The 14,370-nt window shown below is 44.2% G+C and carries 13 protein-coding genes, 2 pseudogenes and 1 riboswitch; of the genes and pseudogenes, 3 read left to right on the top strand and 12 right to left on the bottom strand.

Annotated elements, in window-relative coordinates; genetic code table 11:
* Positions 1-38: 38 nt before the first annotated feature.
* Positions 39-407, bottom strand: a pseudogene (locus ABFV83_RS06085) (sigma-70 family RNA polymerase sigma factor); the annotation flags it as partial.
* Positions 403-2,088: a recombinase family protein gene (locus ABFV83_RS06080; RefSeq protein WP_349948026.1), complete on the bottom strand. Its 1,686-nt coding sequence runs from the start codon at positions 2,086-2,088 to the stop codon at positions 403-405. The gene ABFV83_RS06080 and the pseudogene ABFV83_RS06085, both read right to left, overlap by 5 nt.
* Positions 2,089-2,201: 113 nt before the next feature.
* On the opposite strand from ABFV83_RS06080, the gene ABFV83_RS06075 reads away from it, so the two are divergent.
* Positions 2,202-2,363, top strand: a complete 162-nt coding sequence (locus ABFV83_RS06075; protein WP_349948025.1) for a hypothetical protein — start codon at positions 2,202-2,204, stop codon at positions 2,361-2,363.
* On the opposite strand, the gene ABFV83_RS06070 is transcribed toward ABFV83_RS06075, so the two are convergent.
* From ABFV83_RS06070 to ABFV83_RS06025, 10 genes and pseudogenes are all read right to left on the bottom strand, one after another.
* Positions 2,351-3,727: a nickel-dependent hydrogenase large subunit gene (locus ABFV83_RS06070; RefSeq protein WP_349948024.1), complete on the bottom strand. Its 1,377-nt coding sequence runs from the start codon at positions 3,725-3,727 to the stop codon at positions 2,351-2,353. The genes ABFV83_RS06075 and ABFV83_RS06070 overlap by 13 nt on opposite strands.
* A 2-nt stretch (positions 3,728-3,729) precedes the next feature.
* Positions 3,730-4,575 (bottom strand): hydrogenase small subunit, encoded by an 846-nt coding sequence (locus ABFV83_RS06065; RefSeq protein WP_349948023.1) that lies wholly within the window; start codon positions 4,573-4,575, stop codon positions 3,730-3,732.
* 65 nt (positions 4,576-4,640) lie between these two features.
* Positions 4,641-5,114 carry a cytochrome b5 domain-containing protein gene (locus ABFV83_RS06060; protein WP_349948022.1) on the bottom strand — a complete coding sequence of 158 codons (474 nt, stop codon included), beginning with the start codon at positions 5,112-5,114 and terminating at the stop codon, positions 4,641-4,643.
* Positions 5,115-5,357: 243 nt separating this feature from the next.
* Entirely contained in the window at positions 5,358-5,843 is a 486-nt protein-coding gene (locus ABFV83_RS06055) for a hydrogenase maturation protease (RefSeq protein ID WP_349948021.1), read from the bottom strand.
* Positions 5,844-6,023: 180 nt separating this feature from the next.
* A pseudogene (locus ABFV83_RS06050) lies at positions 6,024-6,299 on the bottom strand (sigma-70 family RNA polymerase sigma factor); the annotation flags it as partial.
* A 150-nt stretch (positions 6,300-6,449) separates the two neighbouring features.
* Complete coding sequence (locus tag ABFV83_RS06045) at positions 6,450-7,628, bottom strand: phosphoribosylaminoimidazolecarboxamide formyltransferase (RefSeq protein WP_349948020.1); 1,179 nt, start codon at positions 7,626-7,628, stop codon at positions 6,450-6,452.
* 14 nt (positions 7,629-7,642) lie between these two features.
* Positions 7,643-8,356, bottom strand: coding sequence for an IMP cyclohydrolase (locus ABFV83_RS06040; protein WP_349948019.1), 714 nt, complete (start codon positions 8,354-8,356; stop codon positions 7,643-7,645).
* Positions 8,357-8,432: 76 nt separating this feature from the next.
* A riboswitch (ZMP/ZTP riboswitch) is annotated at positions 8,433-8,514 on the bottom strand.
* A 54-nt stretch (positions 8,515-8,568) separates the two neighbouring features.
* A complete protein-coding gene (locus tag ABFV83_RS06035) occupies positions 8,569-9,930 on the bottom strand; it encodes an ABC transporter permease (protein WP_349948018.1) in 1,362 nt (453 codons plus the stop codon).
* The gene (locus tag ABFV83_RS06030; protein WP_349948017.1) at positions 9,920-11,842 is read right to left on the bottom strand and encodes a hypothetical protein; all 1,923 of its coding nucleotides are present in this window, start codon (positions 11,840-11,842) and stop codon (positions 9,920-9,922) included. The genes ABFV83_RS06035 and ABFV83_RS06030 overlap by 11 nt, the downstream gene beginning before the upstream one ends.
* Complete coding sequence (locus ABFV83_RS06025; protein ID WP_349948873.1) at positions 11,829-12,548, bottom strand: ABC transporter ATP-binding protein; 720 nt, start codon at positions 12,546-12,548, stop codon at positions 11,829-11,831. Before ABFV83_RS06025 ends, ABFV83_RS06030 begins: the two co-directional genes overlap by 14 nt.
* A gap of 366 nt (positions 12,549-12,914) precedes the next feature.
* On the opposite strand from ABFV83_RS06025, the gene pyrB reads away from it, so the two are divergent.
* Both pyrB and ABFV83_RS06015 read left to right on the top strand, forming a co-directional pair.
* Positions 12,915-13,838 carry an aspartate carbamoyltransferase gene (pyrB, locus tag ABFV83_RS06020; protein ID WP_349948016.1) on the top strand — a complete coding sequence of 308 codons (924 nt, stop codon included), beginning with the start codon at positions 12,915-12,917 and terminating at the stop codon, positions 13,836-13,838.
* Positions 13,832-14,257 (top strand): aspartate carbamoyltransferase regulatory subunit, encoded by a 426-nt coding sequence (locus ABFV83_RS06015; RefSeq protein ID WP_349948015.1) that lies wholly within the window; start codon positions 13,832-13,834, stop codon positions 14,255-14,257. Before pyrB ends, ABFV83_RS06015 begins: the two co-directional genes overlap by 7 nt.
* The last annotated feature ends 113 nt before the right edge of the window (positions 14,258-14,370 follow it).

Raw genomic sequence — 14,370 nt, 5'->3', positions numbered from 1 at the left:
AATTTTATTCATTTTACATATTTTTTATAATTTCATTCTTAGATACTATTTTTTCTAAGTTCGTCTCTCAGCCGCTCCAAAGCTTTTTTTTCCAGCCGGGATACGTAGGACCTGGATATTCCCATTACATCCGCTATCTCCCGCTGCGTATATTCCTTTCCTCCATGCAGCCCGTACCGCATTCTGATTATGGTTTTTTCATTTTCCTTAAGGCAGCTGTCAAAGGCCTCATACAGCTCCTTAATATCCTGTTTTAAAATAATGGTTTCCAATGTCTCCTTATTTTCCATTTCAATGACATCTACCAGACTCACAGTCTCTCCATCCTTGTCTACGCCGATGGGTTCAAATAGAGAAACCTCTTTTGAATATTTCTTATTTGCACGAAGAAGCATGAGGATTTCATTTGCTATAGTCACCTTGCGGCTCCGGCAATTCAGGCTCCTTTGAGCCAAATAAGTACAGATGGACATTCTCCCCATCCCATATGACCTTATCTACAAAAGTGCGGACCGCCGCACGCTTTTGCCGGACATCCATAAGATCGATTACATTCTGAAAGGAAGACAGGGTCTGCTTTAACAGCTGAAGCTCCTGACCGGAAAGCTTCTGATTTCCCGGGTCAAGGGAAAGTTCCCCCAGCCGTCTCTCTATTTCCCCTTTTCTTTTATGGAGTCCGTCAATCTGCTGAATGATATATTCCTCCGCTCCGGTACCTCCGGCTTTTCCAAGGGAAGCCACCAGTCCGGCTATCTCTCCTTCGGTATTCTTAAGTTCCTCCTTTAAACGGGATATATCCCATTCCACTTCCTGCCTGCTCTCTTCCACTTCTTTTTTGCTACGGCACAGCTGCTTTTGAAATTCACCGGTATCCTCAGATATTTTTTTGATTTCCTCCAGTACCATCTGATCCAGCATATTTCCATTTACATTCTTCATCCCACAGCATTTCATACGGCTTTTTTCCTTCATGGTGCATAAATAGGAATAGATCTGCTCTCCCTTGTCATTGTACCGGCCGGACAGCTTTGGCCGCATGTAATCGCCGCAGCCGCCGCAAAAGAGAATTCCGGACAGCAATGCCACATTGCTGCGGGGCTTCCGGTAATTTTTTGACTTATTTTGGTCCAACAGCTGCTGAACATTGACCCACATGGAACCTGAAACCACTCCCTTATGCTTTCCGACCGCCACGATCCACTCTTCCATATCTTTCATCTCGTGGGTTTTTCCTGCCCTTTGAAGAGTGCGGTTATATGCTATCACTCCGTGGCTTCCGTCAAAAACTTCTTTTTCTGCAAACAGATCCACCTTTTTTTTCCGCAAATATTCATAGGCTTCCTGATCTGCAATCATATAGACCGGATTGGTCAGTATTCCCTTTATTGCAAAACGGCTGAACAGGCGGCCGTATTTTGTCCTGTGACCATTTTGGAGCAAATAGGTTTCTGTCTGGGTCAGCGATCCGGTTTCTAAGAATTTCTCGTAAATCAGCTTGACCAGCTTTGCTTCTTCCGGAATCAGCTTAAGCTTAAAAGCCTTTTTCACCTTACCGTCTATGGTCACAGAAGACACGCTCTCCGACGTATAACCCGTAGGTGTATTTCCTCCCAGCCATCTTCCGCTTTTAGAAAGCTCAAGCATGTTATCACGGATTCGTTCCGCTATTGTTTCTCTCTCTAGCTGGGAAAAGACAGAAGCAATGTACATCATGGCCCGCCCCATGGGGGAGGAGGTGTCAAATTGCTCTTTTATGGAGATAAAGGAAATATGAAGCTCATTAAGCTCTTCAATCAGATTTGCAAAATCACCGATATTACGGCTTATCCGGTCAAGACGGTAGCATACCACCGCTGTAAATTTCTTCTTTTTTGCCTCCTGCATCATGACTTTAAACTGAGGCCGCTCCAGGTTTCCTCCGGAAAACCCCTCATCCTCATATACGCAGGCGCTGTCAGCGAAACACCCTCCATAATGTGCAGAAATGTATTGCCTGCACAGCTCGATCTGGTTGCCGATGCTTTCTCCCTTTCCGGTAAATTTTGACTTTCTTGAATAAATCGCAAACCGCTCTTTCCCGGGTTCCACCCAAACCTTCCTCCTTATTAAGGCAGACGCCTGATTTTGCCCTCTTATTCCCAAACATACGGGACATGGGAGGCATCATACATTATAATAACAGTCTATATCAGGTCCTTGTCATGAATATGATCGTATATCATCCCAAAACAGAAGAAGGCAGAAAAGAATTGGAAAAAAAATCCGCCATCCTGCATAGCCAGGCAGTCCTTCAATATATCCAGCAGCTACCCTGCCCCAATGATCAAAAACAGGCTCTTATAGAAGAGCTTTACACAACCTGAATTGTATTCATATGCTTCCCGTCTGAGTAAACATGAGTGGCGCAGGACACGCAGGGATCAAAAGACCGTATGATCCTGCCGATTTCCACAGGCGCCGTTACATCTTTTACAGGCGACCCGATCAGAGCCTGTTCCCCTGTTCCCTTCATCCCATTTGTTTGTGTTGACAGATTCCACGCAGACGGGGTTATGATCTGGTAAAAGGCTATTACACTGTTTTCAATGTACAGCCAATGGCCAAGAGCCCCCCGTGTCGTATCCACCAGTCCCTTTCCCGATGCCTGAACAGGAATCGTATATTCCTTCTGCATGGATACTCCGGGAGTCAGATTATCTATAAGAGTCTGCATAATTTCCACAATTTTCTTAGCTTCCAGCACTCTTGCAATGGTCCGGTCCATGGCAGAGATCCCGTTTTTGTATTCGCCGGAGAGCCACTGTCTCGCTAACGGCCCTACCTCATAGGGAATATTATTGTATCTCGGCGCTTTTATCCAGGAATATGCCTGGGGCTTATTTCTGTCCGGTTCATTATTTTCGTTAAACCATGCATATTCATCTTCCTGAGTGATGAGAGCAGGATCAAAGGGGGCTGTCTGGCCATTTGAATAAACCAGAGGGTCCACATAGAGAGTTCCTAAATTCTTATAATTGTTAAAGCTCCCATAGGACAATAAGTTGCCGTAGCCTCCGCCCATATGATAGTACTCCGGATAATAGGTTCCGATTGCGTATACGTCAGGCAACATTTTTTCATCAATAAACTTTCCTGTGTTATATAAAATGGATTTTATGCTGATAATCTTATCTGCCGAGACCGGCGACGTGATCCCTCCGATGAATATTCCGTGATTATGAGGAGCTTTTCCTCCCAGTATGGCTAGCATCTGATGAGCATCCCGGCTGAACTGAAGGGATTCAAAGTAATCGTTTACCATTTTATCGTTTATGTCCTTTGGAAGCCTGTAATCATTATGATCTGCCTTAAACAGAGGATAATCCTCAGGAAGCTTTACAAAGTCCGGAAGGGTAAACTGATAAAAATGCCTTAAATGATTTTGCAGGAACTCACATGCATGAAGCAAATCTCTTAGATACCTTCCCTGTTCAGAGGGGACAATATTCAACGCTTCTTCCAGGGCAAGGGCAGAGGCTATGGAATGAGCGGTCGAACAGATTCCACAGATACGCTGCGTAAAATAAACGGCGTCAAAAGGACTTCTTCCCTGGAGCATTTTTTCAAACCCCCGGAACATCAAGCCTCTCATTTTCGCATCCACCACCGATTGTTCTCCGATATCAGCATCAATTTCCATGAAACCGCTGATACGGGTAACAGGATTTATGGTTATTCTATCCGCCATATTTACTCCCCTCCCATGGTGTCATAAGTAATAAAAGGCTCCATTGCATCAGGAAATCCAAACTGGGCACAGCCAATACAGGGCGAATCATCACCTATGGGCCAGTTAACATGCCCGTTCCATTGGCGGATTGGACAGTCGATCTGGGTAATCGGGCCCTTGCAGCCCATCATGTACATGCAGGTCTCCTGCCCAAGCTTTGTGGCAAAGATGCCGCTGTCAAAATAAGACCTTCTCGGGCATCTGTCATGAATGGTAATGCTGTAAAACATCAGGGGACGGTCCCTGCTGTCAAGAGGAGGCTCCCCATATAATATCAGATAAGCCAAAGTGCCCATAAACCAGTCCGGATGACAAGGACATCCCGTTAATTTAATCACCTTTTTCTGCAAGACATCCTGTATTCCCGCACACTGGGTTGGATTTGGTCTTGCCGCCGACACGCCTCCATGGGAAGCGCAGGCTCCCACGGCAATCACATGAGCCGCATTTTCTCCCAGTCTTTTAACTGCCTCATATCCTGTAATCTCCCTGCCGTCATACCGGCCAATGATGTGGTAAGAACCATTGTCCTTTAAAGAGACCGCTCCTTCCACAGCCAGGATATAATCACTGCCTAATACATCAAACAACTGATCCATAGCCTTGTTTCCTGCCTGATTCATCAGGCTGTTGCTGTATATAAAATTGGTCATTTGAGTCAGCAGATACTGGAAATCCGGATTTTGGCCGTTAAGAAGGGAGATGGTATTTCCGGAGCAGCCATTTAATTCAAGCCAGACAAGATTCCGTTTTTGGCGTACACCACTTACGATATCATCCTTTACCCGGTTCACAAGACTTTCCATTGTTTTTAACCTGCTTTCCTCATAAGGACATTGAAAGCCTGAACAATCCAAATTCATCACCAGCTTTACTCTGTGGCTAAATAACCGACTATGGGCAATCTGGTTAAAACCATTGCTCCTGGATGGCATGTTGCAAAATCTATTGATAAATTATTTCCAGGATTAAGGCCAAAGTGGCTGTCTCCTCTCCAGACGGAATTATTTGTCACATCATACACCACTCCATTTACCGCAACATAAGCCGGAGCTCCGTTCTTTCCATTATACTGTGATAATTCTTCCAGTGTAAAATATCTTGGAGGAGCTTCCACCTGAGTCTGATTTACATAGCTGGTCTGATACGGATATTCTATCTCTTCCATGGCCAGTCGGTTTGACTGAGTGAAATATTTGATATGACTTTCCAGCATGATCACTTCACTGCTCAAATGGTCTAATACAACGCTATCGTTGTACTGTTTGGAGTGAAGCCTTTCTACATCCTCGTTAATGTGCCTGACGCAGTTCCCGATATAATCCAAAAACAGATTTAATTCCATGAAAAAACCTCCCAAAATAAAATACAGAATAATTGTTATATTTTGCCGGATAGAAATCAGGCCTTTCTCATTGGAATTTTTCGCCGTCAATACTGTCGATAATTGCAGTAAGTGGTTCTATTTCTCGCTTATTGACCAATATGTTTGTCCAGTCTCCAATAAGGGTATTCTTTCTTTCCGAAAATTGTTCACGAATGCTGTCCTCACTTATATGGCTGTTTGTATGTACGGTAATTGTCAGTTTCAAAATTCTCGCAATGGAATTTTCCCTGCATAAGTGACTTCCTCCGATATGATTTTTTTAATTGCGCATTCGATTACTCTGCAGATCCGGGGCAGCTTATCCCTTAAAACAGTGCTCAGCTCCTGGTCAAACCCGATTTCAAAGACTTCAATGCCCAGCAGATAGCCCTTAAACTGACTGCCATATAGCTTCATGAGTTCCACCATGCTCAAATCATGGTGCATGGAGAATAAAGAAGGCTGTGACATCACATCTTCCAGACGGAACATATGAATACTTCCAGGCTCCGCCCCTGAGGAAAATGCATCAAGTATAAAAACAAAGTCATCCTTATCCAGTAAATAAAAGCAGCTTTGAAAATCAGTTTCACCAATGATTACATGAATATCCTGGCATTTCAGATGGTCTTCCAATATCTCGGCGGCTCTGATTGCTATGGCATCATCCTTCATAAACCGGTTGCCAATAGCAACTAATTTCACCATATCCTTGCCTCCTTCTCTAAATTAGTTATTTATCAATATATATGTTGGACATAATCAAATATTCTTTACCGGGGAGGAATATTGGCGGAAAGGTTACAACACAACAGGAACCGGTGCACGCCCTGCTGTTACAGGCATACACCGGTTCCCTTGATTTTGGCACCTTTGGAGCCGTTATGATAGGATACCATTCTCCACACATTTGGCCGCATAAGTGGCCAGTCTGGAGCCTCTGTCTGGATGAAAGGTATTGACGGCTTTAATAAGTCCAATGGTTCCTACGGAAAGAAGGTCTTCCATATCGTAATCCGTATTCTGATATTTTTTTGCCACATGTGCTACCAGGCGCATATTCCGCTCGATGAGTGTGGCTCTCGCCTCCCGATCCCCTTCCTGGTATCGTTCCAGACACTCTCGTTCTTCTCGCGCAGTTAAAGGTTTGGGAAAAGTTTTCAAAGAAAGCCACCTTAAACTTACTTACTCTTATTTTATGCCGCCCTTCTCTCTAAAGTGCTTTTACAAAAAATATAGGCTGGTACTTATTTTCCTTTTTCACCGTAAAACAAGCAATACAGGCCACATTTATCCTGGATTTCCCTTTTGCGCTTAATGATGGAACAGACGGATTCCGGTAAAAGCCATGGTCATTCCGTATTGGTCACAGGTTTCAATTACCTGGTCATCCCGAACTGATCCGCCTGGCTGGGCAACGTACTTCACACCGCTTCTGTAAGCCCGGTCAATGTTATCACCAAATGGAAAGAAGGCATCAGATCCCAGAGAAACCTCTGTCAGCCGGCTAAGCCATGCCCGCTTTTCTTCTGCTGTAAATACGGTTGGTTTTATCTTGAAAATATTTTCCCATCTGCCGTCTTCAATTACATCCATACAATCTTCTCCGATGTAGACGTCAATGGCATTGTCCCGGTCTGCACGGCCAATGCCGTCTACAAAAGAAAGGTCAAGGACTTTAGGTGCCTGACGAAGAAACCAGTTATCCGCCTTATTTCCTGCCAGTCTGGTGCAGTGGATGCGGGACTGCTGACCTGCTCCGATTCCAATGGCCTGTCCGCCCTTTGCAAAGCAGACAGAGTTGGATTGGGTGTATTTTAAAGTAATAAGGGAAATGATTAAGTCAATTTTTGCTGATTGGGGGATTTCCCTGTTCTTTGTCACAACATTCTTTAAAAGCTCCTCATCAATTTTCCCTTCATTTCTTCCCTGCTCAAACATGATTCCAAAAACCTGTTTTCTCTCAAGAGCCTCCGGCTGGTAATCCGGGTCAATACAGATGATGTTATAATTGCCGTTTTTCTTGGACTTTAAGATTTCCAGTGCTTCCGGCTCATATCCTGGAGCAATGACGCCGTCTGATACTTCCCGTTTGATAATCCTTGCAGTATCCGCATCACAGATATCTGACAGGGAAATAAAGTCCCCGAAGGAGGACATACGGTCAGCGCCTCTTGCCCTTGCATAGGCACAGGCCAGGGGAGAAAGGTCTTCCATATCCTCTACCCGGTAAATCTGTGCAAGTACCGGGTCAAGAGGCAGTCCCACTGCTGCACCGGCCGGGGACACGTGTTTAAAGGAGGTTGCTGCCGGAAGGCCAGTCGCTTCCTTTAGCTCCTTTACAAGCTGCCAGCCATGAAAGGCATCCAGGAAATTGATATATCCCGGTCTGCCGCTTAAAACCTGGATTGGAAGTTCTTTCCCGTCTGGCATAAAAATCCTTGAGGGCTTTTGATTGGGGTTACAGCCATATTTTAATTCCAGCTCATTCATCTTCTGTACTCCTGTCATTGATTTTTATTTACGATCCGGGTCTCACAAGCTCCGGATTCTATGTCAATATATCTTACAAAGAGAGAGATCTTATTCTCCTTATGGAGGCTTTCCCATATCATGGAAGTAAATTCATCCAGATCATCAAGGGTATCCGCCAGCTTTGGCTCCCCTTCAAAGCTTGGTAAGGGATTTCCATCATGCATATAGGTATGAATGAAATGGGCTTCTCCTGGTGCCGGATTGTCATAAGCAAAGGTATAGCGGTTGCAGGCGTCCGGATTCCCATGATTGCTCTTTATGATGGACATAGCGTAATTGAAGCGTCCGTCTTCTATATGCATAATCCCGGAAATACGGGGCGTGTAATTGGGACTATCCGGTTCAAATTCCCTGCATCGCAAGGACTGTTCAAAGGTCAGTTGTATATCCATTCCCTGATAAATGGTATCGGTCTGATCTCCGTTTGTCACAATGGTCTTATTCCCCATAACCCGCACAGGAGCATAAATAATAAGGCTTGGGTCCGTGACCTTTGAAGGGTCAAAGGCCTGGGTACGGATTCCTTCCCCCTCCTCTACGAATACACGGTTGCGGCTGTTTTCGCTTCTCCCCATAATGAAATAAGCGGCAACCGCCTTTGTTCCATCCGGTGTTTTTCCCATTATAATACCTCTTCCCGGATAGGAATTGCTCCTTAAATCGTCTTGTAAAGAAATCAAATTCATGAGATCTGGTCTCCTTTCTGAATGAAAACATGCTCATTTGGCTGGTTATTCACGTAAAAAACCGCCTGGGCATCCCATAGGGCACCCAGGCGGTCGGCTTTTTCGTATCGTGCTCCCCGTGGTAAAACTCCACTCATCCGCCAGTCGCACGTACCTTGTACATCATCATATAATATTCTCCGGAGAAATGCAAGCCCTCTTTTTAAAAACAGCTATTCATTTCTTATGGCTGCAAGAGGACTCAGCTTCATGGCTCTTAAGGCAGGGAAAAATCCTGCGGCCATTCCTACAAAAACAGCAAAGCCCACGGCCGCCAGGGAAAGCCATGGAGGGATCCTTGAAAGATCGCCGGGCATGCCCTGCATAAAACTGCCTGAAAGGAACTTATTAATCAGGAATGAAACCCCGTAGCTGAACAGAATCCCTGTGATTCCCCCTAAAAAGCCTATAAAGCCGGATTCCAGAAGAAACATGTTTCTGATATTATTCATATCGCAGCCCAGAACCTTAAGGATTCCGATCTCTTTTGTTCTTTCATAAATGGACATCATCATGGTATTGGCAATGCCGATGGCAGCTACAAACAGGGATACGGCTCCGATCCCTCCCAGAAGAGCCTGAACCATCTTGGCCTGTTTCTGGGACTGTTCCAGCCACTCCATATTGCTGTTGGCCTGAAAGCCCATATCTGAAATGGCTTTTTGTACTGACATTACATTGTTCATATCATCCACTTCCACAACCGCCTGCTGGTAAATAAAATAGTTATAGGGCTTCCCCTTTTTATTGGTAGGCTGATTGGGAATGGCTTTCTTTTTAAAAATCTGTTTCAACTGGGATTTTAAGGCATCTATATCCACATAAACGTTGTAGCTGTAACTATTCCATTCCTCCGGCCCTCCTGCCACCAGTCCGGCCGTTGGAATAAGATACTTTTTAGGAGGTTTAACCGATGCGCCTCCATCACCTGTCCCCCCGCCCTGTGACTGATAGTAGGCATCCATATCAAAAATCACAAACAGGGGCCTATTTATAAAATCAATGTCAGGAATGCTGGAGGGATCATCATAATAGTCGTAACGATTGCTTTTGGGATTGCTGAAATTCCTGGCGACCATATTTCCCACAACCATCTGGAGGTCTCTTTTTCCCGACTCCGGGATGTTGCCTTCCTTTAACGGAATTTTATTCATATACTCCTGGGAAACGCCAATAAGGTTGATGTATCCCCGATAAGCACCCTGGGTCATCAAAACATTGGTCTCCAAAAGGGGAGAAGCTGTGGTAACATGCTCGATCCGCCCAAACTGTGAGATCACATCATCTGTCATGTAATTAGGATCCTTGCTGCTGTCATTTCCTCCCCACATAGCGTTGGAATATACGGAAATTTCCGTAAGGCTTCCATAGGAAGCGATCTGTTCCATAGTAAGTTCATTAAAACCGATCCCCAAGGACACCATGACAACAATGGAAGCCGTACCGATCAAAACTCCCAGAACCGTTAAAAATGTCCTTAGCTTCCTGCGTCTTAAGTTATTTACACTCATGGAAAGCAAATCGCTAAATCTCATTGTTTTTTTCCTCTTCTGGTTCTAATGCTTCCGGTTCTAATACATCTGCTTCTAATACATCTGCTTCTAATGTTTCTGCTTCCAATGTATCTGCCTCTAATGTATCTGCTTCTAATGCTTCTGCTTCTTTTTTCTTTTTTCGCTTTTTAAGCACAATTACAGTACCAATGGTTCCTATAAGCAAAACAGCAATCACCGCCGGAATAACGATTTTTCCGTATTTGGACGAGCCTTCCGGCTCTGTTCCTGCCGGAAAATCTCCCATACCATCCATTCCGGAATCCAAGTCCTCCTGTTCTGTTACCGTTAAAGATATCTCTTTTTCAATGGGATCGCTGACTATCCCATTTTCATCTTCATAGGTGATCAAAACCTTGACCTTCCCATCATCTGTAGATGGAGTTGTTCCTGAGATCATGGCATCCACATTTCCGGACTCTCCCGGCTTTATATTTCCTACATAGCTGTTGGTCTGCTGGATGGAATCTCCCACAAAGGCCACCATTACGTTATAGAGGAGAACCTTTCCCGTGTTATTAATGGGAAACATCACATTTGTCTCTGAACCCACGGAAATGGAATCCGGCATTATCTCAATTGTCCCCGTGTTCAGCCGGGAGACCTGCTTGACAGGAATGTTCACCGTCACCTTTTCTTCCGCATTTTTAAACTCAGGGCTGTCATACTTTTCATTGATGGTGATGGCATAGGTTCTTTGATCAACCCAGGCTCCTGCCCGAAGCTTCACCTTTATATCTGTAGTCTGGCCCGCGGCAAGAGAATTCACAACAATGGAGGAGGAACCGGAATCCATGGTAAATACCGCACTGTCCGTAACTTTTTCAGATTCCAGGTTAAAGAGGATATTACTTGCCGCAACATTTTCGGATGCGTTCTTCATGTGAAGGATCATTTCAAATTCGTCCCCGGCATAGACGGTCTCCGGATTCGTCTGGAAGCCATCCACAATAATTCTTGCCTTTGTCCTGTCATTGGCATTGAAATCACCGGTCTCTTCTTCCTTGTCTTTATTCTGAACCTTGACATAGAAGGTCTCTTCTGCTTTGTGGATGTCTCCATCTGTGCTGTCACGGTATTCGATGATAAAGGCGATGGGATAGTATCCGCTGTAAACATCTTTGCGGATATTCATGCTGTAGGGAATCTCCACGGTCTCGCCCCCGCCAAGCCGGTCATAATGCCGGGTGTAGTTTCCATCATTAATATCAAAAGGGAACTTGGTGCTGTCCTGGCTCAGACCCATCCGGATGTCTACATCAAAAGCCGTAATCTTGGAGGAATTCCGGACATTTATATTGAAATTCATGGTATCTGGATAAATGCCAAAAGGCGTGTTCTGGTTTTCTCCCAGCTCAAATTGGATAGTTCCTTCGTCTTTCCCGGATTCCGTGGTTGAAGCGGATTTTGTGATCCAGATGTTGATTTTTCCATGAGCAATAGGCGAACCGTCGTTTTTTACCGTTGCGTTTGCTACAATCTCTATAGGTACTGAATAATATCCGTCTGGAATGTCTCTGCGCACCATTGCGGTAAGAGATACGTTTTTAGTACTATCACTTTTTAAATTGCCTATCTTTTTATTGTCAAAGATGCCGGAAGTAATCTCAAAAGGGAAAATACTTCCTGAATATTCTTCTCCGTTTTCTTTTGCATCGCTTTCCTGATTTGCCAGTCCTTCTTCAAAGCGGATTGCCACATTTTTGTGATCAATGCCATCCCGTTCTGTCAAAACCATATGAATGGTCATGCTCTGCCCTGTTTTTCCGGTTGGGGTCTTGCTGACATCAATCCAGCGATCATCCCCCTGCCATGCAAAAGCCTGCCCCGGCACAGCAGAAATAATTATAAAGGCCACAAGCAGCCATAAAAATCCTTTCCTACCCTTCTTCATTTCCCATATCCTCCTTCGTATACTCATGATGCTGTTCTTCAATTTTAAAGATTTTTCCATCTACTATATGGAATTGTCTGTCTGCAAACTTTGCAATATAATTATCATGAGTAACCATGACCAGGGTCTGATTCTGCTCCCTCACGATTTTCTGCATTAAGCTTAAAATTTCCCTGGTAGTCTTGGAATCCAGGTTACCAGTGGGCTCATCCGCAAAGATGATCTTAGGATCTACTGCCAAAGCTCTTGCAATGCCGACCCTCTGCTGCTGACCTCCCGACATCTCGTTAGCCATATGCTTCATCTGCTTCTCAAGCCCTACCAGTTTTATGTACTCCTTTGCCTTTTCATTCCTTGTTTTCTTTGGCACACCCCGAAATGACAGAGGCAAGGCCACATTCTCTACTGCATTCATGGTCTTTAAAAGATTATAGGACTGGAAAATAAAACCCACATGCTTTCTGCGGAATGATACCAGCTGATTTTCCGAAAGCTTTTCTATATGGTTCCCGCCGATGACAATCTCTCCCTTTGATGGCTTCTCAAGGCCGGCCAACATATTTAAGAGAGTGGATTTACCGGAACCGGAGGGGCCTACGATCGCACAGAATTCCCCTTTATATATAGTAAAGTCCACGCCATTTAACGCATAGACCTTTGTGTTTCCCACTTTGTACACCTTATAAAGATTCTTGACCTGAATCATAGGTGTCTTTCCTTCCGCCAAAACAGACACCTCCTTTCTTTATTTTTGCAAGCAATGAGCCAGGCACAGGAATGTAAGCACGCCTGCAACTGGCAACTGCTGCAAAGATCAAATATCCTGCAGCTTACCACGAGACACTTGACTTTGCATACACATTATACAACAAGACATTTCCATCGGTCATTCTTTATTTTCTTACACTTCCTTAAATATTCCTTACAGGGGTTTCCATCCAACTTCTGGAAAAAAGTTTCAGGCCTAAATTATACCATAATTTTTAAAAAAGTGTTGAAATATTTTAACTAATACTGTATAGTAGATGGGATAGAATTTTAAACCTTAATTTAGTGGATAAAGGAGATTCTTATGAGACATTTACTTAACCCGTTAGACTTTAGTGTGGAAGAGACAGGGCAGCTCTTAAATCTGGCCAAAGATATCGAAGAAAATCTTCCAAAATATTCTCATGTATGCGATGGAAAAAAATTAGCGACATTATTTTATGAGCCAAGTACAAGAACTCGTTTGAGTTTCGAGGCTGCCATGTTGAATCTGGGCGGCAGTGTACTAGGCTTTTCTTCTGCCGACTCCAGTTCTGCCGCAAAAGGAGAAAGTGTTGCTGACACCATTCGGGTCATTTCCTGCTACGCAGACATTTGTGCCATGAGACATCCCAAGGAAGGGGCTCCGCTGGTAGCGGCTAACCATTCCAGCATACCGGTAATCAATGCCGGAGACGGAGGCCACCAGCATCCGACCCAGACTCTGACTGATCTTCTTTCCATACGTTCTTTAAAAGGCCGCTTAAATGATCTGACCATCGGCCTCTGCGGTGATTTGAAATTCGGCCGCACGGTTCACTCTCTGATTAATGCTCTTGTACGTTACAAAAACATTAAATTCATCTTGATTTCTCCCCCGGAACTGCGAGTACCTGAATACATCCGTGAAGATGTGTTAAAAGCCAACAACATTGAATTTGTGGAAATGGACAGCCTTGATGAAGCAATGCCATCTCTTGATATCCTTTATATGACCCGCGTTCAAAAAGAGCGCTTTTTTAATGAAGAGGATTACATTCGGTTGAAGGACTGCTACATTCTGGACAAAAAGAAAATGAAACTGGCGAAGGAAGATATGTATGTTCTTCATCCCCTTCCAAGAGTCAACGAAATCTCAGTGGAAATTGACGAGGATCCCAGAGCCGCTTACTTTAAGCAGGCGCAGTACGGCGTGTATGTGCGTATGGCTCTTATCATGACATTACTGGAGGTAGAAAAATCATGTTAAATATCAGTGGATTAAAAGAAGGAATCGTATTAGACCACATTGAAGCCGGAAAAAGCCTGGAAATTTACTATAACCTGGGTCTGGACAAGCTGGATTGCCAGGTTGCCATCATTAAGAATGCAAAAAGCAATAAGATGGGAAAAAAGGATATTATAAAAATTGAAGGCGGCTTAGACCACATTGATCTGGACATCCTGGGCTATATTGACCATAACATTACAGTCAACATTATAAGGGATAACCTGATTGTGGAAAAGAAGGCCCTAAGCCTTCCCAAAAAGATCACCAACGTGATCCAGTGTAAGAACCCCCGCTGCATTACCTCCATTGAGCAGGGGCTTCCACATATATTCTATCTTGCCGATGAAGACAAAGAAGTCTACCGCTGCATGTATTGTGAAGAAAAATACACAAAATAAACGTTGCCGTCAGGAGATGAATCTGCAATAACTGCTATTCGGTTATAAGTAAGCAGGGTCACGGATTGCAAATATCCGTTTAACGATAAAAATGCGCCTTGTTGATCAAGGCG

This window comes from Lacrimispora sp. BS-2, assembly GCF_040207125.1.
In the GTDB taxonomy this organism is placed as follows: Bacteria; Bacillota; Clostridia; order Lachnospirales; family Lachnospiraceae; genus Lacrimispora.
This window is presented reverse-complemented; position numbering and strand designations above follow the sequence as displayed.

What these genes read in the sequence shown, in the direction of transcription:
- ABFV83_RS06075 (WP_349948025.1), top strand. Translation starts at nt 2,202, where the DNA reads ATGAATATGATCGTATATCATCCCAAAACAGAAGAAGGCAGAAAAGAA.
- ABFV83_RS06070 (WP_349948024.1), bottom strand. Translation starts at nt 3,727, where the DNA reads ATGGCGGATAGAATAACCATAAATCCTGTTACCCGTATCAGCGGTTTC.
- ABFV83_RS06065 (WP_349948023.1), bottom strand. Translation starts at nt 4,575, where the DNA reads ATGGAAAGTCTTGTGAACCGGGTAAAGGATGATATCGTAAGTGGTGTA.
- ABFV83_RS06060 (WP_349948022.1), bottom strand. Translation starts at nt 5,114, where the DNA reads ATGGAATTAAATCTGTTTTTGGATTATATCGGGAACTGCGTCAGGCAC.
- ABFV83_RS06055 (WP_349948021.1), bottom strand. Translation starts at nt 5,843, where the DNA reads ATGGTGAAATTAGTTGCTATTGGCAACCGGTTTATGAAGGATGATGCC.
- ABFV83_RS06045 (WP_349948020.1), bottom strand. Translation starts at nt 7,628, where the DNA reads ATGAATGAGCTGGAATTAAAATATGGCTGTAACCCCAATCAAAAGCCC.
- ABFV83_RS06040 (WP_349948019.1), bottom strand. Translation starts at nt 8,356, where the DNA reads ATGAATTTGATTTCTTTACAAGACGATTTAAGGAGCAATTCCTATCCG.
- ABFV83_RS06035 (WP_349948018.1), bottom strand. Translation starts at nt 9,930, where the DNA reads ATGAGATTTAGCGATTTGCTTTCCATGAGTGTAAATAACTTAAGACGC.
- ABFV83_RS06030 (WP_349948017.1), bottom strand. Translation starts at nt 11,842, where the DNA reads ATGAAGAAGGGTAGGAAAGGATTTTTATGGCTGCTTGTGGCCTTTATA.
- ABFV83_RS06025 (WP_349948873.1), bottom strand. Translation starts at nt 12,548, where the DNA reads ATGATTCAGGTCAAGAATCTTTATAAGGTGTACAAAGTGGGAAACACA.
- pyrB (WP_349948016.1), top strand. Translation starts at nt 12,915, where the DNA reads ATGAGACATTTACTTAACCCGTTAGACTTTAGTGTGGAAGAGACAGGG.
- ABFV83_RS06015 (WP_349948015.1), top strand. Translation starts at nt 13,832, where the DNA reads ATGTTAAATATCAGTGGATTAAAAGAAGGAATCGTATTAGACCACATT.